This window comes from Micromonospora chokoriensis, assembly GCF_000718555.1.
Taxonomy (GTDB): domain Bacteria; phylum Actinomycetota; class Actinomycetes; order Mycobacteriales; family Micromonosporaceae; genus Micromonospora; species Micromonospora chokoriensis_B.
Window position 1 is genome coordinate 77,659 of sequence record NZ_JOAN01000002.1, and the last position, 21,250, is coordinate 98,908.

The following is a 21,250-nucleotide window of genomic DNA, read 5'->3' on the forward strand; positions in this document are numbered from 1 at the left end:
GCGCGCCCGTGGCGAGGGCTTCGCTCAGCCGGTTCGTCGCTCGTGGCTCGCGTCGGTGGCGGCGCTCACCGCAAAGTCGACGAGCTGCGTCCGGGCATAATCGCGGCCCGGCTGGGTTAGCACGGCCGGTACGCCCACATCACGTCAGCGCCACCGGTCCTCCACGACCGGTGGCGCTGACCGTAACCAGGGGGTGGAGTGCTGCAGGGTCTAGCTGAACGCTGCGTTCAGCGCGACGGCGATGACGAGCCAGACGATGACCGCGCCGACACCGACGCCGAGCATGGCGAGCGCCTTGACGGCGGTCGCCATCCGGGTGCGGGCAACGGCGAGGTTCCCCGCGATGCCCAACGCCCCGACCAGCCCGCCGAGGATGCCGCCGACGGTCAACAGCAGGATCGGCAGCATCACCAGGATGCGCAGGAAGATCGGCATGGCGGGGCCGGTGCGGTGCCGCACACCGTTGACCTCGACGGTCGGATAGGGGTCGGCGAGCACGGTGCGCACGGTGGCCTGGACGACACCGCCGCCCACTGCGGGCAGCGCGTAGCGTTTGCCCGTTCTGGGGGCTGGTACTCCGCCGACGGTGACGTCAGGGTGGCCCCAGACTGCCTTGGTGGCGACGACGATCGGGCCAGCTACGCCGGCGACGTTGAGAGGTCCGGTGTTCACCAGCGTGATCTTAGGAAGCGCGGCGCGGCCCGTCCATGCCGTTGATCGATCGGGGGTGCCATCGCAGCCTTCGGGTCGCCCTCAGCCGGTGCGTCGCTCGTGGCCTGCCTCGGTGTCGGCCTGCCAGGCGGCGACGAGGTCCTCGCGTGCTCGGGCGACCCGGGAGCGGATCGTGCCGACCGGGCACTGGCAGACCTCCGCCGCCTCGGCGTAGGACAGGCCGAGCACCTGGGTGGCGACGAACGCCTCGCGGCGCTCCTGGGTCAGGCCGGCGATGAGCTGGTGCAGGGTCACGCCCTCGTCGGCGCCGGCCGTGATCGCACCGGCCGCCTCGGCCGCCGCCTGCCAGTCCGGCACCGCCGCCATCCTCGGCCGGGCCACCGCCGTCCGGACGTGGTCCACGGCGACGCGCCGGGCGATCGTGAACACCCAGGTGCGGGCCGACGAGCGGCCGGCGAAGCCGGACAGGTTGCGATATGCCCGCAGGAACGTCTCCTGGGTCAGGTCGTCGGCCTCCCCCGGCCCGGCCAGGTGGGACAGGAACCGCCAGACCTGGCCCTGTAGTGCTCGGATGAACGCCGTGGCGGCCTGCCGGTCACCCTGGCCTGCCTCCCGCGCCCACCGGGTCACCTGGTCGTCGTCAGCGACGCCGTTCCGCACAGACCACCGTCCTGTGTGCCACGGGGGCTCCTTCATGCCGAGATGCCGTCGTCGGTGCGCCGCCGGTCGGCCGCGCACTCTGGTTGTCGCCGGCCGGGCCGGAAAAGTTCCCGGGGTTCGCACGTTCGAGTGATCTCGCGGATGGTCGAGGTGGCGGGAACCGGGACCGCTCAGCTCGCGACCGGCTGGTCCGCGCTCTCGCGTTTTCGCGGGACCACGAGGTCGGGCACGCTCCACGAACGCCACAGCTGGCTGTACCCGCCGCCGGCGCTGAGCAGCTCGGCGTGCGTGCCGTGTTCGGCGACCCGCCCCTGGTCCAGGACGACGATGCGGTCCGCGGTGGCCGCCTGGCTGAGTCGGTGGGCGACGACCAGCGTGGCACGGCCCTCGGTGGCCGCCACGGCGGCACGGTCGAGGTCCCGCGCGCCCGCGCTGCCCGCCTCGGCGGTGGCCTCGTCGAGGACCGCGACGGCAGGATCGGCGAGGACGAGGCGGGCCAGCGCGAGTTGCTGGGCCTGGGCCGAGGTGAGCTGTCGCCCACCCTCCCCGACGGCCGTGGCGAGACCGTCCGGCAGGGTCCGCACCCATTCGGTCGCGCCGACGAGGTCGAGGGCGGCGCCGATCTCGGCGTCGGTGGCGTCCGGGTTGGCCAAGCGCAGGTCGTCGGCGAGTGGCCCGGCGAAGACGTGCACCTCCTGGCTGATCAGGGCGATCTCACGACGGAGGCGGTGCTCGTCGAGCTGGGCCAGCGGCACGCCGCGCAGGGTCACCGCACCGTGGGTAGGCGCGATGATGCCGGCGATGATGCCGGCGAGCGTGCTCTTGCCCGCGCCGCTCGCGCCGACGAGGGCGACGCGCTCCCCGGGTGCGAGGCGCAGGGTGATGTCGCGCAGCACGATCGGCCCGTCGTCATAGCGGTGCTGCGCGACGGTCACCTCCAGGGCCGCCGGGACCCGATCGGGGCGGGCGGGCTCGGCGCCGGCCGGGGTCGTGGTGTCCGGCAGCGTGGTGACCCCGACGAGTCGGGCGAGGCTGGCCCCGGCCTGCAACACCGAGTCCGACTCGAACAGCAGCAGACCGATGGGGTTGAAGAGGCGGTGGAAGTAGAGCGCGGCCGTGGTGGCGGCACCGACGCTGGCCAGGTCGCCACGGACCAGCAGGAAGCCGGCGAGCAGCACGGCGGCGAGCCCCACGAACTCCGAGCGGTTGATGCGCAGCCCGAACCGCGTGTAGAGACCGAAGATCTCCAACGACAGGTCACGGGCGACGCCGGAGCGATCCGCGATCCGCGCGACGTGGGCGTCCTCCATCCGGTACGCGCGCACGGTCGCCGCACCCCGCAGCGCCTCGGCCGTCGCCTGCGCGCGCTCACCCGTCGCCACCCGCTCCCGGGCGTAGTACGGCACCGACCGCTTGAGGTACCAACGCAGCGCCACCGCGTACGCCGGGGCGGCGGCCAGCCCGGCGATGCCGAGCCGCCAGTCGAGGGCGAAGAGCCCCGCCGCGGTCAGCACGATGGAGAGCAGCGCGCCCAGGAAGGCCGGGCCGCTGGTGGCGATCACGTTCGTCACGACTGCCACGTCGTCGCCGGCGCGGGCCACCAGGTCCCCGGTCCCGGCCCGCTCCAGGGTGGCCGACGGCAGGTGCAGGGCGCGGTCGAGGACCCGTTCCCGCAGGCGGGCCAGCACGGTTTCGCCGAGGCGCGCGGCGATCGCCGCTCCGGCCGCGGTGAGGAGTCCGGCGAGCACGGCAGCGCCCGCGATCACGCCGGCCCAGGTCACGACCTGCGGCGTGTCGGTCCCGGCGATGACGTCGTCGACGAGGCGACCGAGCACCCAGGGGGCGACGAGCCCGGTCGCGGCGGCGGCGATCAGCAACGTGCCGGCGACGGCGCTGAGGCCCGGCAGGTGGGCCAGCTCAGTACGGAGGGCGGCCCAGGTCTGTCGGCCGGTGGCGGTCGGCAGCAGCTGCCGAGTGCTCGGCTCGGACGTCATCGCAGGGTCTCCTCCCGGTAGCGGGTGTCGCTGGCGAGCAACCGCTCGTGCGGGCCCTCGGCGACGACCCGCCCTCGGTCGATCACCACGACCCGGTGCGTGACCCGCAGCAGGGCCGGGCTGGTGGTGATCACAACGGTGCCGCGGGTTCCCGCCCCGCGAGTCGCGGCCAGCCCCGCAGCGAGCAACCCCTCGGTCACCGCGTCGACCGCCGTGGTGGGGTTGTGCAGCACCAGCACCGGCGGGTCGGCGACGAGCGCCCGCGCCAAGCCGATCCGCTGCCGCTGCCCACCGGACAGGTTCGCCCCGCGCTCGGTGAGCATCCGGTCGAACCCGTGTGGGTGCGCGGCGAGCACGTCGTCGGCGGCGGCAGCGCGCACGGCGGCACGCAGGACGTCGTCGTCGACGGAGGCGCCGGCGCTGAGATTGGCGCGTAGCGTCCCCTCGAACAGCGCCACGTCATGCTGCTCGACCAGGACCACGGCGCGCGCGGCGTCGATGTGCAGTTCGTCGGCGGGCACGCCGTCGACGGCCAGCGTCCCCCGGTAGTCCGCGCGGGAGACCCGGCCGGCCAGCAACGCGACGAGCGCCTCGGCCTCGCTCGGGTCGTAGGCGAGCACGCCCAGCAGTTCACCGGCGCCCACGCGCAGACTGACGTCGTCGAGGCCCGCGTAGGAGACTCCGTCGAGGGCGAGCCGGGACGGGCTCGGGGCGGGCATCCCGGCATCACCCGGCTGGACGGCCGGCGCGGCACCGAGGACCCGGGCGACCCGCCCCGCGGAGGCTCGGGCCATGGCGAACATCTGGACGCAGTACCCGAGCGTCTGCACCGGCTCGGCGATGAACTGGGCCAGCCCGACCACGGCGACGAGTTCGCCGATGGTGAGCCGGCCCTGCAGCGCGAGCCAGCCGGCGACTCCGGCGACGGTCGCGAGGAAGAGTCCGTTGACCGTGGTGGTGAGCCCGAGGTGCAGGCCCTTGGTGGTGGCGGCGCGCAGGGTGACGTCGAGCGCGTGGCGGCTGGCCCCTGCGTACCTGCGGGCGGCGTGGTCCTGTGCGCCAATGCCACGCAACACGCGCAGGCCGGTGACGAGGTCGACGGCGAGGGCGGTCGTGGTCGCGAGGGCCTCCTGCTGCGACGTGCTGCGCCGGGTGAGCAGCGGCGCCATCCGCTGCAGGGCGACGACCAGCAGAGGTACGCCGATGAGCACCCCGAGGCCGAGCGGGACGTCGACGACGAGCAGCGCGACGGCCGCGACCACGATGGCGGTGAACGCTGCGGCGGTGAGTCCGGCGACCCGTACGACGAGCGCGGACAGCTCGGCGTCGGAGGCCGTCACGGAGAGCAGTTCGCCGTCGCGCATGCCCGAGCGGCGTCCACGCGGGTCGAGGGCGCTGCGAACGATCTCGACCCGCGTGGCGTGCGCCTCGTGTTCGACGGCGGCGAACGCCAGTCGGGCACCGGCCCGGTAGGCGAAGGCGAGAACGGTGAACAGGGCGGCCAGGCCAGCCAACGAGAGCAGCAGGGCGCGGATGTCCCCAGTGGCCACCGCACGGTCGATGACCACGCCGATGGCGACCGGGACGAGGGCTTCGGCGGCCTGGTGGGTGCAGAGCAGCGCGATGCCTGCCGCCACGCGGGCACGCTGTCGACGCAGCGCGCGACGGAGCACCACACCACCGGTGATCTCGGCGACTGTCATGCTCGGATCGATGAGGGCATGGCGTCGACTCCACTGATTAGGGCAGGCTAACCTAACACATGCCGCTCACCAGTCGTGCACGGTGCCGTCCTTGAGCCGATTGAAGGGCAGGTACGCCGGCTCGTACGGGAACCGGGCCGCCGCCTCCTCGTCGAGCTCCACCCCGAGTCCTGGTTGGTCACCCGGGTGCAGGTAGCCGTCGGTGAAGGTGAACGACTGCCGGAACACCTCGTTGGCCAGCGGGGTGTGCTTCATGTACTCCTGGATCCCGAAGTTGTGGATGGCCAGGTCCAGGTGCAGGGCCGCGGCCATACCCACCGGGGAGATGTCGGTGGGGCCGTGGATACCGGACTTGATCTGGTACTGCGCGGCGAAGTCGAGCAGCTTGCGCATGGCGGTGATGCCACCGGTGTGGGTGACTGCGGACCGCACGTAGTCGATCAACTGCTCCCGGATCAGAGTCTGGTAGTCCCAGACCGTGTTGAAGACCTCGCCGATGGCCAGCGGGGTGGTGGTGTGCTGGCGGACCAGCCGCAACGCCTCCTGATTCTCGGCCGGCGTGCAGTCCTCCAGCCAGAACAGGTCGTACGGTTCGAGGGCCTTGCCGAGCTTGGCGGCCTGGATCGGGGTCATCCGGTGGTGACCGTCGTGCAACAGCGGCAACTCCGGGCCGAACTCGCTGCGCACCGCCTCGAAGACCGACGGCAGGTGGCGCAGGTACGCACGGGTGTCCCAGTCCTCCTCGGCGGGCAGCGGAGTGCGCTGCGCGGGTTCGTAGTCGTAGCGCTGCCCGGTGGCGCTGGGCTGCGCGGCCACGCCGTACACGGCGTTGATCCCCGGCACCGAGGTCTGTACCCGGATCGACCGGAAGCCCTCGTCGAGGTGGCGACGGATCGAGTCGAACAGCTCGGGGATGTCCCGCCCGGACGCGTGCCCGTACGCCATGATGCCGGTGCGGGACGCGCCGCCCAGCAGTTGGTACAGCGGCATGCCGGCGGCCTTGGCCTTGATGTCCCAAAGCGCGACGTCCACCGCGGCGATGGCCGCCATGGTGACCGGGCCCCGCCGCCAGTACGCCGAGCGGTACAGGAACTGCCAGGTGTCCTCGATCCGGTGCGCGTCCCGCCCCAGCAGCAGCGGAGCGACGTGGTCGCGCAGGTACGAGGCGACGGAGAGCTCACGGCCGTTGAGCGTGGCGTCGCCCAGACCGGTGATGCCCTCATCGGTGGTGATCTTCAGGGTGACGAAGTTCCGGTCGGGGCTGGACACGATGATGTCCGCTGCGACGATCTTCACGGGGTGCCTTTCGTTCCTACCGTCGGGGGATCTAAACCTGATCACATCAATACGTGAATGGAAATGATCAGGCCCCGGTGCGCGCGGCAGTCGGTCAGGCGAATGTGAAGATGTTCGGCCTACTGCGCGGCGCCGCCCGGCCGCCCCGCACCGGACGGCCGGTGCGCGATGCGGGGTGCCCGCACCGCCGAGGCGTTGCCGGACCCCGGGCGGAAGTCCCTGGCCGCGCTGGCGACCATCTCGTCGGCGTCGCGCGTCAGCGTCTGCCGGATGTGCGCCGGAACGACCTCGGAGGTCGCCATCGCCAGCCGGACCTGCACGGCGCGGTCGTCGGCCAGGCGCACCAGATCGGTCTCGTCCAGCTCGACGGCACGGACCAGCGCGGCGCGGACGTCGACCACCGGGTCCGCGGCGAGCGCGCTGCGCTGCTCGGCGGTGGTCCGCGGGTTGCGGGCAACCCCCTTGCGGACGCGTGCGGTGCGATCGGCCAGCAGGGCGGTGATCACGTCGGGGTCGTGGGTGTGGGTGCCGAGTCGTTCGCGTACCTCGGGTGAGACGTCGTTGATCAGCTTGGCGGCCAGCTCCGGCTCCAGCTCCCGACTCTCCGCGAGCAGACCGCGAAGCTCCTTGTCCGAGGCGTCCGCCATCACTCGACGGATCGGCTCGTCACAGGCCGGGTTGCTGGCGACCGCCCAGCGAACCCACCGGTCGGCGTCCTTGACCAGACGCATGAGGTTGGCGGCCGAGGTCGACGGGTTCCGGGCCACGGCCTCCCGGACCTGACGATCGTGGTCCCTGGTGAGCGGTCGTAGCGCCTGCGCGGGTGCGTCGGACCGAGTGGCCACCGCCTTGCGGACCACTGGCGACGGGTCGGAAGCCAGGTCGATAAGCGTCATTTGTGGCGTTGTGGGGTCCTGTGCGAGGTCGAGCCGCGCGTCAGCGCTGCCACCAATCGGACGGTGGGCGGTGGTGCTGGACTCGCTGTGTCGGTCGGCCGCGCCGACGTCCTGCTGTTTCCCCATGGCGCAATCATGTCACGCAGCCGATCTGGCGCTGGAAAGCCGCAGGCCAGACGTGCCATACCAGCGCCCGTCGGCCGCGACGAACCGGCGTTCGTCACGCGCTCCTGAGCCAGGGCCCTCCATGATCCACTCGGCTTCCGTGAAGTCGCGGTGTTGCACCGTCCCGGACACCCCGATTTCCGTGAAGCCGAGTGGATCACCCCCGGCCCGCGCCGATCTTGCAGTTTCGGTCGCCGAAATGCGCCGAATGCCCCGTATGTCGCGACAGAAAAAGCAAGATCGCGAAAAGGACGCAGCCCGACCTCGCCGATCATGGAGTTGTGGTGCCTGCTTTGGTATCAGGCAGGCACTTTGTCACCCACCACAACTCCATGATCGACGCGGCAGCGCGGGTTAACGAACAGCCACTCCGCCTAACGCGACGGTGTCGAGGTCCACGAGCAACCTGGATCATGATGCAGCCCTTACGCCGTGCCGCCTACCGGTTCTACGCCCACCGCCTTCGCGCCCAACTCACTGGCAAGTCGCTGCCACGGCACGTAGCGATGGTGATGGACGGGAACCGCCGGTGGGCGAGGCAGGCCGGCTTCGACGACCCCCGGGTGGGCCACCGATACGGCGCGGAGCACATCCATGAGGTGCTCGGCTGGTGCGCCGAGATGGACATCCATCACGTCACCCTCTTCGTCGCCTCCGTCGACAACATGCGCAAGCGGGCATCCGAAGAGGTAGCGAACCTGATGGAGATGATCGAGGAGGTGGTCGCGGAGCCGCTCCTGCGGCCGACCAACCCGTGGCAGCTTCACCTGGCCGGCCGCGCGGACGTCCTACCCGACTCGACACGCCACGCCCTGAAACTCGCGACGGACGCCCCGCACGAACGCGGCGCTGACTTCCACCTCACCATCGCCATCGGCTACGACGGCCACGAAGAGATCGTCAGCGCAGTTCGTTCCCTCTTGGAGCAGGAGGCGCACGCGGGCGCCACCCTCGACGACATCGCGCAGCGACTGACCGCCGACGATCTTGCGGCGCACCTGTACACCGACGGTCAGCCCGACCCTGATCTGGTCATCCGCACGAGCGGAGAACACCGCATGTCCGGGTTCCTACTCTGGCAGGCCGCCCTACTCCGAGTTGCATTTCTGCGACGTGTACTGGCCCGGCTTCCGGAAGGTCGACTTCCTTCGCGCGCTGCGCTCCTACTCGGCCCGAGGCCGACGATTCGGAGCCTGACAACCACGTACCGCGCTGGGTTTGGCCTGTTTACGCCCTGGCGGCAGGGGGTGCTCTCCGTCACCGTTAAATCACTTTCCGCCATCGAATCCATCGGGCACTGTGGATGCATGAAGCTACGTTTGCTCCTGATCGCGGCCTTCGCGGCCCTCATCGCCACGCTCGCAGTGCCGTCTGCCGCCACTGCGGGCCCGGCCGATCAACCGGTGGCTGGCGTCACGGCGCAGTCGGCCAACCCGACCAACGCGATTGCGGCCGACAATCCGAACGCCGGCATCGTCGGCGTCTCGTCCCAGGCTGTCGGCCCCTGCCCGTACACCGCGGTCTGCGTCTACACCGACACCTTCTTCGGCGGACGCATGTTCGTGCTGTACCAGTGTCGGTGGTACACGCTTACCAACTGGAACGGCTGGGGTTCCATCTACAACAACCAGACCTGGGGTGCCTGGGCCGACATCATGGACCAGAACCGCAACCCGATCCGCGGCTTCAGCTCTGGCGTTGCCTGGGAGGCCGTGGACTTCTCGCCGGTCTGGTACATCCGGATGTGCTGACCCACTTGCCCCGGGCGGGAGTCGGGGTTACCCGCTCCCGCCCGCTGGGTGCTCGGGCCGGCAGGGGTTCCTGGACCTCGCCGATCGGGCTCCACTGCCCGGGCGTCCACACCGGAACTACTCGGCGCCGTTCGCCGGCAGGCGCTCCGGCAGCCCGAGCCGCGGGAACTGGTCGTCGTGGAACGTGACTATCTCGGTGATCGCTCCGCCAGTGATGCGCAGGACGTCGATCGTCAACGGCAGGTACGCGTCCTCCTGCTCCCGCCAGAGGTAGAAGGCAACGGCCGGCTGCCGGTTCACCGAGGTGGGTACGGCCCGCAGGCGCCCCAGGTCCGCGAAGCCATCCTCGACCCAGCCGCTCACCACCACGTCGCGGCCGACGTGCAGGCCGGGGGTGGGCGGCATCGAGCAGCGGACGTCGTCCCGCAGCAGAGCGGCCAGCCGGTCGACGTCCTTGGCCACGCTCGCCTCGGTGAAGCGGCGTACCAACTCGCGCGTCCCGGCGTCCTCCGCACCGCCGGTCCAGTCCTGCCGCTCGGCGGGCAGGTGTTCCCGCATGCCGGCGCGGGCCCGCTGCAGCGCGCTGTTCACCGAGTTGACGGAGTCCCCGAGAAGCTCCGCGACGTCCTTCGCCGGCCAGTCGAGCACGTCGCGCAGGATCAGCGCCGCCCGCGGACGTGGCGCGAGGTGCTGAACTGCGATCAGGTACGCCAGCTCGATCGTCTCCCGCGCGACGGCGACGGCCTCCGGCTCGTCCGCACCGCCGGCGGGCAGCTCGTCGAGCAGCCGGTCCGGGTAGGGCTGCAGCCACCGCACCTCACCGCCGGTCGCGGGCTCCGGGCGGCGCTTGGCGAGCAGGTCCAGGCAGGCGTTGGTGGCGATCCGGTACAGCCAGGCCCGGAACGTCGAGCGTCCCTCGAAGGTCTCCCGCCGCCGCCAGGCACGCAGGAACGTCTCCTGCACGGTGTCCTCGGCGTCCTCAAACGACCCGAGCATCCGGTAGCAGTGCACGTGCAGCTCCCGCCGGTGCCGCTGCGCCAACCCCGAGAACGCCGGCTCGTCGACCTCGCCCAGACCGCTCACGCCCAGCTCCTTCAGCCGCGTGTCCGCACTCATCACGTCATCCTTCTCTCTCGTCGAACCCCATCCGTAGGTATGACGGGTGCCGGCCCGAGAACTCATCACTCGGGCGAGCGCTCGGGAGATCAGGTCTGCGACGTGGTGCACTCACGACCCCGATGCTCGGAGACGGCATGGTGACAGGCAGTGCGCGTCTCACCCGTCAGTCACTCATCAGCCAGCGATAGTCGGATCGAGCCAGGCGGGAAGGTTATGGCACAGGTCGGCGAGAGTGCGCACCTGCTCCTGGTGGCGGTTGTCCGGCACCGGCCGGTCCCCATCAGACGCTGCCAGGTAACGAATCATCAGGAGGGACTCCGTCAACAGGTGCGCGACGGCCGCCTCGGCCGCCTCCTGGTCCTTGGCCCGCGTACGCATTGTGTCGTCCTCCTTTCCCGGGAAGCGCTCCCCGGCACGCGTACGGGCGCTCACCGACCGGGGACTGGAAAATCCTCGCCGCTGATCACGATGCACCCGAACAGTCTGCCGAGGACTGCTCGTTGATGGTCCGTGAGCGGGTTTACGAACACCGCAACACCGACATCTGCCGCTCGGCACGCCTGCGCGATCTCGCCCGCCTTGCCAGGGCTGAGCAGTGTCCGCCGCGAGAAAGACACCGCCATTCTGGCCGCACCGCCGTGCGAGACACCCCGCCGCTGGACATGCCGGCTCACTACCCGCCCGCCGTGGCTTTCCACGGCGTCCGCCAGGACGTCGAGCTTTGCGAGAAATTCCCTGTCCTTCGCCGAGAACAGACCGACGAGCGCCACGTCGGCGCCCGCCAGCACAGACGTCGGTAGCTCGGCCTGATATCGCCGCACGGGGCAATGGTGTCAGACGCCACCCGGTCATCATTGAGCGGTGACGACCCCTGCCGCGCTGCCAGCCCACCCTTGGCGTTCGTCTTGTGGCGGGCCGGCGTGCAGGTGCACCTGGCACTGAGAACACCATCGGCAGGCGGACGAGCTGCTCAGCGCCCGCATCCCGCGCGCTTTCCCGCGCTGATCGACGCGCCGGAGCCGTGGGCGTCAGGCACAATCCCTGGGGTGGCGTTCGACTTCGGGATCACTGGGTATCAGCCACGTTGGCTCAACGGAGTCAATGAGGTCGCCAACCGTCACGGCCACCGGCTGCGTGGGCTCGTCGGCCGCCGGCTGACCGGTACGTGGGTCGTGTGGCATACCGAGGACGACTCGTGGTTTGCTGACTGTCCAATGGTGCTCGATTTCGGCGGGGAGCGCCTGGAGATCAACCACCAGAAGTTCGATGATCTGTCGATCACGTGGAATTCGATAGACGTGACCAGGGCGCCGTCGTGGCCAACATCAAACGACTTCGAGCTGGTCTGGCGCGACGACGTTCCCGCCGTGTTGGCGGCCCGATGCGGGCAGCGACTCGCGGCGGTGGAGCTACTCGAATGGGCGGCCGGCGGCGACCTGGCGGACGGTAGTGTCGCCCTTGGCCTACGGTTCGCGGACGACTGGCTGACTCTCTACAACGCCTTGGACGAGAACGGGATCGAGTTCGGCCAACTCGCCCCACAGTACCGCCGACACCGTCAGGCATGAGCGCACCCGACCCACCGCAGTCTCGGACGCAGCCGCAGGGCTCGTTTCGGCTGCCGCTGGCGTGAGCGCGCGGAAATTTCAGTGGAGCAGCCGGGCCCCGGCAGCGCACCTACCTATCGAACGTGTCTATCCGCTGCCGATCCAGATCGCCGCAAGCCTGAACACCAGCCCGGACGACGATCAAGCCGGACGCATAGCCCCACGTCCTGAGACTGGTCCGGCACCGGCGTCCTGACCTCCGGCCACTGCAAGTGAGCGCCTATCGTCCTCATGGTGGAGGGAATCTTCTGGGCAGTCCCCCTGTCGCTCTGCGGTCTGCTGGGTTGCCTAGCTCCGTGCGCGGTCTTGGCGGCGCTGGCCACCTGGCCCAAGAAGGGCGACCGTGGGTGATGGACAGCCGCATACCTCCCCACCTCATGTCACCGGAGTACGGGTATCGCCGCAGTTGATGATCTCCATGCGCAGGTCGTCGAACTCCTTGGAGTGCTCGGGCAGAGCCTTGCCCAACGTCCGGTAGCGGTCGACCCACAAGACCCGCTGACCACCGGAGACGGTGCGGCGGATGCCGACCACCAGGGCCTGTGCCTGTTCCGGGTGCCCGGCGACCACCAGGTCCGCTGCCCGCAACAGCACCGCGTGGTAATCACGCTCCGCCCCAGCCGCGGCTGACGCCTCGACGAGTCGCGTCACGGGCGGCAGCAGGCTCGGCCGCTCCTTCAGCACTCGGAACAATCCCGGGAGCCCGTTGGGACGCCCGGTCAGATAGTCGTACCCGATCGCGCCCCCACCGGCGAATTCCGGGTCGATCAGGGCGGCGAGGATGTCGGCTCGACGGTTGTCCGGCTCGTCTGCCCGGATGTGGTCGAGCATTGCCGTCGCCTCCGGTGTGTGCAGCTCGGCGTGATGGTCGGCAAAGTAGGCAGCCGACCGGTGCCAGTCGGCGATTGCCAGCCACTCCCGCAGCACCGGCTCAACAGCGGGTCGAGGGGGTGTCGGTGGTTCCACGGCGACCGCCAACTCCTCCGGCCCGACGGCGGGCAGCGTCTCGGCGTGGGGCAGGAGGTCGCGTACGTCCGGCAGGATCTCCGGCCGCAGCGGCACCGCGACGAGGTCCGTCAGTCGATCGCCCCCCGGCGGCATCACCTCGGTCACTTCATGGGCCGCGCCACGTCGTGCTCGCGGGAGACGCGCACCACCTCCACCGAGCACCTGTGCTGCTGCCGGACCCGATCGGACTGCGGAATCCTCGATGGTCACCACCTCGCTGACCGTCCCGAACTGAACCGGGGGCGAAGTCATCACTGGTTCACCCGTCTCGATTCTTGGATCGGACCCCGAGACGGTGGTGGAGACGGCGGCAGGTGAGGTCGGGCTGGACACCGCTGGAGGCGACGATGCCGCCGAGGTCGGGTTGGTTGCGGGCGAAGCTTCCGCCACCACCGGGCCGAGTCGACTGTCCAAGACGTCGCCTGACACCGCGTACGCGCCGGGCGTGCCGGAGAGCGGCGCCGGGCCGGCCCCCAAACCCGGCGTCGGCATCAGCGACGACGGCGTCCCAGTCAACCCGTGACTCACCTGCGGGCTCGATTGTGGATCGGCCGGGGACAGCGTCGGGCCCGTGACCGATCCGGACCCCAGCCCCCACGTGCCAGAAACCGTGGGCGGACCACCGACGGTGGACAGGGCGCCGGTGCCTGCTGCTGGGCCGTCCGGCCACAGGCTCAGGCCGCTTGGCGAGACGACACCCGGGCTGCCCGGGAGCCCATCACCACCGGGTAGGACCGCCGTGGTGGCACCCGACCCGACAGAAGGCACCCCCGGACCGGCCAGCGAAGACTGCGGCACCTGCCGTGGACCGCCCTCCGCGTGCCCCGATGGCGAATCAGCAAGAGCCACGGACGTCACCGGCGGAGGGGCCACCCCGTCAACGGGCCGCGTCGTGGCACCCGCCGCGGATTGCCCCGGCACCGGATCTGTGTCCGCGATCGGATCCGGGTGGTCGACCGGCGGCGCTGTCGTGTCGTCCTTCTTCCCACCACTGGTGACGGCGTCCTTCCCGCCACCGCTGAGGGCGTCTCTGGCGGCGCCGATCCCGCCGAACGTCATGCCCTGCAACGCCGATGACACCACCGTCGGCGCCAGGATCCCAGTGTCGACGGTGCCGGTCATGGCCAGACCGACGATCACCTCGGTCGCGAGCTCCTCACCCGCGTTACCCGCGAGCCCCGCGCCGGCTATCGCCGCCTTGCCACCCTGACTGGGCGGCGGCGCACCCTTCGCGCCGCTCTTGGGCCCGATGCCCGCCTGACGAACAAGCCCCTTCCCTCCACTGAAGCCCATGCCGACCAGGCTCTCCAGCCCGCCCGACTTCACCGCGTCACCGGTGCTCTTGTGGTCCCACCCCCGCTGATACCCCTTACCCCGGTTCACCAACTGCGCCGTCACATCAACCAACAACTCATACAGGATGTTGAACGCCGCCGTCAGGCCCGCATGCTTCACGAGCTGCACGAACAGCTGGAAAAAACCCGCCCGGATCGCTGGCGCCTTCGCCAACCACTCCATCAAGAGCGCAGGATTGATCCACAACAACTTCAACGCGAGAATCAACTCGAACAACAACAACGCCGTGATCGCTACCACCGTGATAATCACGTACTGAAACGTCGCCGCGAACTGCGTCATCATCCGCGCCATCAGCCGCACGAACTCCGGGGCCTTCTCCAGCGAGTCCGCCACACCCTCAGCCGACTCGACGAACGCCTCCTCGGCCCGACCCATCATCCCAGCACGGATCATCTTCGCACCAGCAAGAAAGTCGATGCCCGCGTCGTTCAGAGAATCCGCGACCTGATGCAAAGCCTGCCCCAGAGCAGCAAACTTCTCCGGCCACAAGCCCGGAAGCTCCTCACCATAAAACCACTCGAAGAACTCCGCCAGCTCATCCGAATTCTGAAACGCAGGCACCGCCTCAACACCCCCACAACAGTGGGGCTTCGCCATCCGGGTGTGGCATGGCCCCATTCACTGCAAGATTCGTCACCTGCACCCAGGCGGCTACAGGCGGCAGTCGGCGAGCACCGCGCGTAGATCATTGATTTGATCGGCATGGTCGGTGCCGACCTCTTCTTCAATCGACGCAAGTCGGTCGATCCACGCCAGCTTGGCTCTCTCGTCGGCCAGGCCGTGGACCGTCCGAAGGAGCCGCTCGGCGTCCTCCGAGTTGCCGCTCAAGGTCATGCCCAGCGCCTTGAGCACGATGTCATCCGCCGGACCGTCGATCGGACCACCAACCGAGACACCCGTGCCGGGTGCGTCGGGGATTGACCGCCACCGCGCTAGCCATTCGTCCGCGTCAGCGACGTCGTGCTCCGGGTCGAACTCCGCACGTCGGCTGGAGGCCAGCGCCCGATCGATCGCTTCTCCCGTATCGTCGGCCTCTTCCTCGACTTCGACGATTGTGGACAACTGGTCGACCGGTCCGCTCGGCGGAGTCTCGGGTCCGGGTGGACGCGACGGCTCATCGACGCGCCGGGCCGCAGGGGTGCGGTACCTGGCGGTCATGGCGGTCGCCGAGGCGCGCAGCTCGCGGTACCTCGCGGCAGCCGCCTCCGCCGCGCTACGTGCCTCGTTCAGGGCCACGGTGGCGGCGGTGGCCACCCGTACCGCTTCGTCCTCGGCGTTCTGGGCAGCGGTGAGCGCCGCGATCCGCTGCACGTCCTGGGGGTCCTCGGAGAGCTTGGCCTCCGCCTCGGCAACGGATCTGCGCGCCGCCGAGAGGGAAGCCTCGGCGGCACTCACGTCGTCACGCCGAGCGCGGAATGTCTGATCACTGCGGGTCCACGGGGCACGGGCATCGGCCACGGCATCCCACTCCTTCGCCACCGCAGCGGGGAAGGTGTCGTCCGTGATCAAGCCGGCCGCGCGGGCCTGGTCCTCGGTGAGCCGGATCCAGACTCCCTTCTCCACACGAAGTTCGGTCATGTTCTCCGGCAACGGCCCCTTCCCGGCGAGCCCGGCAGCCAGGCCGCTCATCGTCGCGCGCGTGCCGGTCGTGGTGAACTCCCAGTCCACCGGAAACCGGAAGACGAAGGTACGTCGATACAGCGGCTTCACCAGCGTGCGTTGTGGCTGGTCGATGGTGGTGGTCTGCCCGTCGACCTGGTTCTCCGCCCACATCCGGTCGGTGCCGAGCGCACCGGAGGTGAAGTCCGGCGCACCGGGATCCCCGGCGGTCAGGGCTGGCCCGACACCCAACCCCGAGGTGTGCGTGTCGTTCAGGCTGCCACCCAGCGCAACGGTGCGTCCGACGCGTTGGCCGACGTCGTACCGGTGGTCGTTGCTGACGGACACGAGCACGGCGCCGCCGACATCGATCTGCGCCCGCACGGTGGTCCGGGCGGTGGCGCCACCGGTCACGAAGTTCTCCGTCAGTTGCGGCAATGGCAGCCCGGTAGGCCCGGTGATCTGGGCGAAGAACGAGCGCAGCATCGGCCCGCTGAGCGCGTTGGTCTGCACCTCCGCGGCGACGTTGCCGGTCCGGGTCAGGGGCGTTCGCCCTGCTCGGTGCGGTTCGCCTTCCAGGGCTGCCACCGACCTGGTGCCGGCGTGCCGGATCGCGGCCACACCACCCACGTCGACGATCGTCGCGTTGGGCGGCAGGGTCAGCGGCTTGTCCAGCTCTGGCGCGTCCGGGCGTAGTTCCCGCAGTGACTCTCCGATCGCGCCGTCGGCACGCCGCGACGGCACGGTGAGACTCCACGGCACACTGGCCACCACGGTTCCACCCGGTGCGGAGACCGAGTGCACGACCTTGCCGTCCTCCTCCACCGAGAGGATGACCTTGGTGGGGAAGGCGAGACTCGCGGTCGGCCGGTTGACGTTGGTTGCCGTGTTGCGGTAGTCGACTGTCCGTTTCGCCTCGACCCGGGAGCTCGTCGTGGTGGCGGCACCCGCGTCCGTGAACGTCGCCGACAGGTTCGCCGACGAATCGTCGAAGGAGGTGCCTTCGTTGACCGTCAGTCCCCCGCCCCGGGTACGACTGAGCGTTTGGGTCTTCTGCGCACCGACGTGACTGTTGGGATATTCGTCGATCTCGTGACTGTGCCGTGCCTCGAGGAACTCCGGCTCGCCCAACTCCACCCGAATCCACAGCCGGGCCTTGTTGGTCCACGGTAGGTGGCCGGTGCCCTCCAGCAGGCGGATCGGCACACCGTCAGCCACCATCTGGCTCAGCAGGCCAGACATTCCCAGCGTGGAGGTCGCCGACTGGAGGTGGCGTAGGTTGTTGTTCAGGTCCTCCAACTCCTCGGCCGGAAGCAGCCCGGCGTAGCGCCCCTCGGGCTGCTCGGCGAACCACCGGCGCATCAGGCTCGCGGCCTCGCGCGCGTCCGGGACGTTCTCCGGCGACCACCCGAGCGGATGCGACAGGAACTCCCGGGGCACGGTGACGCTGCCATAGTCCGGCTTGGGGCCCGGCCCGGCGGGGATGAGGCCCATGGCCACGGCATCGTCCTCGCGCACGATCATCCACACGCCGTCCGGAACGGACACCGTGGTCTCCGGCCGCCGGACCGTCGCCCCCTTCTTGCGGACCAGTCGGCCGGTGCGCCGGCCCTGCGCCTGCACGGTGTAGGTGACGTCGCCAGTCACCAGCACGAAACGCCCGTTGTACACCGGATCGATCTCATGCACGCCGGTCAGCCAGGACGTCTGCTCCTGACCCCGCAGCCGTTCGTAGAGGGTCACCGCCGCGCCGTAGCTACCCGGCACCGGCGTACCGTCGATTGTCGGCTTCGGGCCGACGCTTGCGGACATGACGGCGCTGTGGCCGGTCGCCGTACCGATCACCTGGCTGGATCGGATTTCGCCCTGGCGGTCGATGTCCAGCTCCATCTCATCGCTGAACAGGCCACTGACGGCGTGCAGGTTGCTGACACTGGATTCGATCCGCACGGCGCCGACCCGGTCCTTGACCGGGCGTTTCGCCACCAGCGGTCCCAGGGTCCATCCGCCGGTCGCCATCCGAAGGAAGTTGGCGTTGAGCGCGTCCGAGGTCACGCTGTCCTGGACGACCTCGTGCGCCGTCGCCCCGGGCTGGGTGTAGAGCCAGGAATCCTCCTGCGCCTCGGCGATCTGCTGGTTGACCGCCTCGTTGAGCCGGTCCGCGCCGGCCACACCGACGACCACGTGTACGCGTCCCCGCCAGTCGCGGCTGTCCGTGCCCTCTCCGGTGCCCGCGTCCGGCCGCGTCGGGGGTGCAACCGGCTTGTCCAGGGCCTTGGTCAGCGCGTCCGGCACCCGGACGACCAACGTCCCCGTAGCCGGACGGTCCGCAGCCGGGAGGACCGGTTGCCAGTCACCGCTCTGGTGGACGAAGTTCTCGGTGGCGAGCAGGTCCAGCGTGGCCACCCGCCAGGCGTTGCGAGGGCGGGTAAAGCTCGCCTCCTCAAGGTGGTACTGAACGTCGTAGGCGAAGGAGTGCGAGCCGAGCGGGGCGATCACCAGGTCTTCCCCAGAAACAGCCTGGCCGAAGCCGCTCGTCCTGGTGCGCTGCTCGACGCGACGCCACGTCGCTGCGACCGTGCCGCCCACCACCCCGGTGCGGTCCTGCACCCGGATGTTCGCGGTCACCCCCACGGTGCCCGTGCGCACCTCGCGCCGGGTCGAGTCGATGCGGTCACCCAGGCTGCTGAAGACCCGCATACCGACGCCGTCTTCGGAGCCCACGTACGTGCGATTGCTCAGCTCGGCCCGGAGCCGGATGGTGACGTACTCCTTGGTGAACACGTTGTAGAGGTTCAGCCGGAGCCGCTGGCCAGTGCTGATCAACGTGTCCGTCGCGGCGGTGACCGCGTTCTCGGAGAGGAAGCGGCTGAGTTGGATGGTGTTGCGCAGCGCCACGGCGTGCCGGTGCGGATGACCGCGCCAGCGCGGGTGTGAGGGGTCCAGCTCGCTCCACGGCGCGACGAGATCCGGGTGCCGCGCGGCCAGGGCGTCGATCGTGCGCTCCCGCAGGTCCGGAATCCCGGTCAGGGATCGGACGCTGTGCAGCCCGAGCGTCGCGGGCTGATCGATGGCCAGGTACGGCGGCGGCGTGGGCCCGGCCGGTGGCACGACGGAGACCGGTGGGTTCCCCAGCCGGATCGCCTCCTCCTCCGGCAGTCGGATCAGGACGTGGCCAGCTACCGTCACCTCCTGACCGCCGGTGCGCTGGAGCGTGTATTCGACGGCGACCCGGTACGTGGCGTTGCGCCCCCAGGACACCGCGAGCCGCTTGCGGGCGGCGGTCCCCCCTGACATCGCCGCTTCCCGCCAACTCCAGGACGCCGAAGCGGTCACACCCGCCTGGACCCGGAGGCGCACCGGGCCGGTCGGTACGGAGACCGATCCACCGGCCAACCCCGAGACCTGCAGGCCACTCGTCGTGGCCATGGTGGTCTCCGAGCGGGCACCGGCCGCCCGACCGACCCGCATCTCCTGCCCGTCCGTGGTGAGCAGCAGCTCGGCGGTGCCCAGCCGGGTACGGACACGGATCGCGCCGGCCGGTGCGCCATCCTCGGAACCCGGAATTTCCTGAAGTACGCCCCAGCCGTCGACCGTCTCGGCCAGGCTTCCGGTGAGCGCGCGCCCACTGATCATGTGCCGCAACACCTGGTACCCCGGCGAGCCGATCCGCAGCTCCGGGAACTGGTCCAGCGCTGCGGAGAACACCGGAGCGACCGGGCCCAGCTGCTCGATCTGGTAGGTGTCTGGGACGCGGCCGGCGATGTCGAGCTGTTTCGGCACGTCCACCGTCGCCGGCAGGGTGATCAGGTCCGGAACTCGCACCTGGAGCCCGCCGCCGACGGTGAAGTGTCCCTCCCCCGCCAGCTCGCGGGCTTCCCTGCCGGGTCGGTAGACGCGCACCGAGAAGTCGAGGTCGTCGACGTGTACGTGCGACACGCCGCGTCCCGCCACGGAGGCCGGGAACGAGATGCGGGTCTCCCGCTGATCCAACCCCGACGTCCCGTGGGCGTACGCGTAGCTGTGCTCGTTGCCGACGACGTCGACGGAGACCTGGCCGAATCCGGTGTGCGGGCCGGGGCCAGGCCCCAACGGCACGGCCACCGCGACCCGGCGCGAGTCGCCGAACGACCGGTCCACCTTGAGGTCGGCGGTGCGCAGGGTCTGGTTCTCCACCCGGTACGCCGCACCGTCCGCGTCGCGGAAGCGGTCCCAGTTTCCGCGCGGTCGGGCCTGGATGACGACCTCGAACGGCGCCCGACCGGGCTGGGAGACCGTGAAGGGCCGGCCATCGCCGAGGAACGAGTGTGGCTCCTCGGTCAGCGCGGTCTTGATCTCACCCCAGGTGGCCTCCGGCAGGTCCAGTCGCGGCCGGGTCTGCTCGGCCTGCTGGTCGCTGCGGGCTGCGGCAGCGCGTCCACCCCGGTCCACCGCCGCGAGATGTTGGAGCCCGTCCAGCACCTCGGCATGTCCCCGCAACACGACCTCGCCGTGACCCAGGCCGAGGTCGCGGTCGAAGAAGTAGGACGGCAGCCGCGCGCCGTCCGTCCACACCGCGTCCGGATCGGGTGCTGTCTGAGTGACCGGGCCAAGGGTGGTGGGACGGCGGATGTCGAGCTCGGGAAGCAGGTACACCGGCCGTCGCTGCTCATCCTCCGCCGAATCGTCGGGCGGCGTCGAACCCGGCGGCGTCTCAGCCGGCGGGGTCGAGACGGGCGGCGTCAGGACGGGCGGCGTCAGGACCGGCAGGGTTGGGGTGGCGACGTCCAGCGAGACCGGAGAAGGTTCCGCATCGAGCGGAAGCGGAGCCAGCGGCGCAAGCACGGCCGGCGCAGCGTCGGACGGTCCGTCGACGCCGGTGGTGACGGCCGGTGCCGGTGGCCGGTCGCCGCGGGCCCACGACCCAGGAACCTGGGCGTACGTCGTCGGCACGGCGGGGACAGGCAGCTCGCGAGCGGGCGTCGGTACGGACTTCGGGCTGGTCGGCTCAGGTTCGACAACCGGTGCCCGATCGAGCGAGGTCAGCGCTTCCTGGCGCAGCAGCCGTTCGTACGCCTGCTGCAACCCCGTGGTGATGCTCGTCTGCGCCTGCTCAAGCTCCGCCGGGGACGGCTCCCATCCCCCCTGGCGGGCAATCCGCAGCAGATCCGCGGCGACCGGGAAGCAGTGCTGCGGACCGGCCGTCGAGGCCGCGGGGCTAACCACGCTGATCGCCCTTGATGGCCGCACGCATGCCCGGTTCCTCCCCTGCTCGACCCACGCGTAGGTGCCGCTACGCGTGATCAACCGGACCACGGCCCATGATCCGAAGCAAAGGAGACTGACGAGTTCGATACGCCGACCCGAAGAATTCTTACGCTTTCAATACGCTCGCCCAATGGGCTGCCGACCAGCGAGAACGCGGTGGTCGGTCGGCTCAGG

General features: G+C 70.2%; 13 protein-coding genes and 1 pseudogene. 3 read left to right on the plus strand and 11 right to left on the minus strand.

Features of this window, described 5'->3' with window-relative positions:
* Positions 1-210 precede the first annotated feature (210 nt).
* The 6 genes from IF46_RS0103830 to IF46_RS0103855 form a co-directional block, all read right to left on the minus strand.
* The gene (locus IF46_RS0103830; RefSeq protein ID WP_030486860.1) at positions 211-672 is read right to left on the minus strand and encodes a hypothetical protein; all 462 of its coding nucleotides are present in this window, start codon (positions 670-672) and stop codon (positions 211-213) included.
* Between the two features lie 81 nt (positions 673-753).
* Entirely contained in the window at positions 754-1,332 is a 579-nt protein-coding gene (locus tag IF46_RS0103835; RefSeq protein WP_030486861.1) for a sigma-70 family RNA polymerase sigma factor, read from the minus strand.
* Between the two features lie 170 nt (positions 1,333-1,502).
* Entirely contained in the window at positions 1,503-3,326 is a 1,824-nt protein-coding gene (locus IF46_RS0103840) for an ABC transporter ATP-binding protein (RefSeq protein WP_051723616.1), read from the minus strand.
* Positions 3,323-5,029 carry an ABC transporter transmembrane domain-containing protein gene (locus IF46_RS0103845; RefSeq protein ID WP_030486863.1) on the minus strand — a complete coding sequence of 569 codons (1,707 nt, stop codon included), beginning with the start codon at positions 5,027-5,029 and terminating at the stop codon, positions 3,323-3,325. Before IF46_RS0103845 ends, IF46_RS0103840 begins: the two co-directional genes overlap by 4 nt.
* Positions 5,030-5,095: 66 nt before the next feature.
* Entirely contained in the window at positions 5,096-6,325 is a 1,230-nt protein-coding gene (gene manD / locus IF46_RS0103850; RefSeq protein ID WP_030486864.1) for a D-mannonate dehydratase ManD, read from the minus strand.
* A gap of 119 nt (positions 6,326-6,444) precedes the next feature.
* Positions 6,445-7,347 carry a hypothetical protein gene (locus IF46_RS0103855; RefSeq protein ID WP_030486865.1) on the minus strand — a complete coding sequence of 301 codons (903 nt, stop codon included), beginning with the start codon at positions 7,345-7,347 and terminating at the stop codon, positions 6,445-6,447.
* A gap of 455 nt (positions 7,348-7,802) precedes the next feature.
* Here IF46_RS0103855 and uppS point away from each other — a divergent pair.
* Positions 7,803-8,583 (plus strand): annotated as a pseudogene (gene uppS / locus IF46_RS32160) (polyprenyl diphosphate synthase).
* Positions 8,584-8,693: 110 nt separating this feature from the next.
* A complete protein-coding gene (locus IF46_RS0103865; protein WP_030486866.1) occupies positions 8,694-9,137 on the plus strand; it encodes a hypothetical protein in 444 nt (147 codons plus the stop codon).
* Between the two features lie 117 nt (positions 9,138-9,254).
* On the opposite strand, the gene IF46_RS0103870 is transcribed toward IF46_RS0103865, so the two are convergent.
* The 3 genes from IF46_RS0103870 to IF46_RS0103880 all read right to left on the minus strand — a co-directional run bounded on the left by IF46_RS0103870 (position 9,255) and on the right by IF46_RS0103880 (position 11,077).
* Positions 9,255-10,253, minus strand: a complete 999-nt coding sequence (locus tag IF46_RS0103870) for an RNA polymerase subunit sigma-70 (RefSeq protein WP_030486867.1) — start codon at positions 10,251-10,253, stop codon at positions 9,255-9,257.
* A 177-nt stretch (positions 10,254-10,430) separates the two neighbouring features.
* Positions 10,431-10,688, minus strand: a complete 258-nt coding sequence (locus tag IF46_RS0103875; RefSeq protein ID WP_030486868.1) for a hypothetical protein — start codon at positions 10,686-10,688, stop codon at positions 10,431-10,433.
* Positions 10,685-11,077, minus strand: coding sequence for a hypothetical protein (locus tag IF46_RS0103880; RefSeq protein ID WP_198041344.1), 393 nt, complete (start codon positions 11,075-11,077; stop codon positions 10,685-10,687). Before IF46_RS0103880 ends, IF46_RS0103875 begins: the two co-directional genes overlap by 4 nt.
* Positions 11,078-11,302: 225 nt before the next feature.
* On the opposite strand from IF46_RS0103880, the gene IF46_RS0103885 reads away from it, so the two are divergent.
* Positions 11,303-11,824: a hypothetical protein gene (locus IF46_RS0103885; RefSeq protein ID WP_030486870.1), complete on the plus strand. Its 522-nt coding sequence runs from the start codon at positions 11,303-11,305 to the stop codon at positions 11,822-11,824.
* Positions 11,825-12,238: 414 nt separating this feature from the next.
* On the opposite strand, the gene IF46_RS0103890 is transcribed toward IF46_RS0103885, so the two are convergent.
* Both IF46_RS0103890 and IF46_RS0103895 read right to left on the minus strand, forming a co-directional pair.
* Positions 12,239-14,623 (minus strand): ferritin-like domain-containing protein, encoded by a 2,385-nt coding sequence (locus IF46_RS0103890; RefSeq protein WP_157562556.1) that lies wholly within the window; start codon positions 14,621-14,623, stop codon positions 12,239-12,241.
* A gap of 258 nt (positions 14,624-14,881) precedes the next feature.
* Complete coding sequence (locus IF46_RS0103895) at positions 14,882-21,034, minus strand: hypothetical protein (protein ID WP_030486872.1); 6,153 nt, start codon at positions 21,032-21,034, stop codon at positions 14,882-14,884.
* Between the last annotated feature and the right edge of the window lie 216 nt (positions 21,035-21,250).

Coding starts and splice junctions, on each gene's coding strand:
- IF46_RS0103840 (WP_051723616.1), bottom strand. CDS start 3,326: ATGACGTCCGAGCCGAGCACTCGGCAGCTGCTGCCGACCGCCACCGGC.
- IF46_RS0103845 (WP_030486863.1), bottom strand. CDS start 5,029: ATGACAGTCGCCGAGATCACCGGTGGTGTGGTGCTCCGTCGCGCGCTG.
- IF46_RS0103855 (WP_030486865.1), bottom strand. CDS start 7,347: ATGGGGAAACAGCAGGACGTCGGCGCGGCCGACCGACACAGCGAGTCC.
- IF46_RS0103865 (WP_030486866.1), top strand. CDS start 8,694: ATGAAGCTACGTTTGCTCCTGATCGCGGCCTTCGCGGCCCTCATCGCC.
- IF46_RS0103870 (WP_030486867.1), bottom strand. CDS start 10,253: ATGAGTGCGGACACGCGGCTGAAGGAGCTGGGCGTGAGCGGTCTGGGC.
- IF46_RS0103890 (WP_157562556.1), bottom strand. CDS start 14,623: ATGATCCGTGCTGGGATGATGGGTCGGGCCGAGGAGGCGTTCGTCGAG.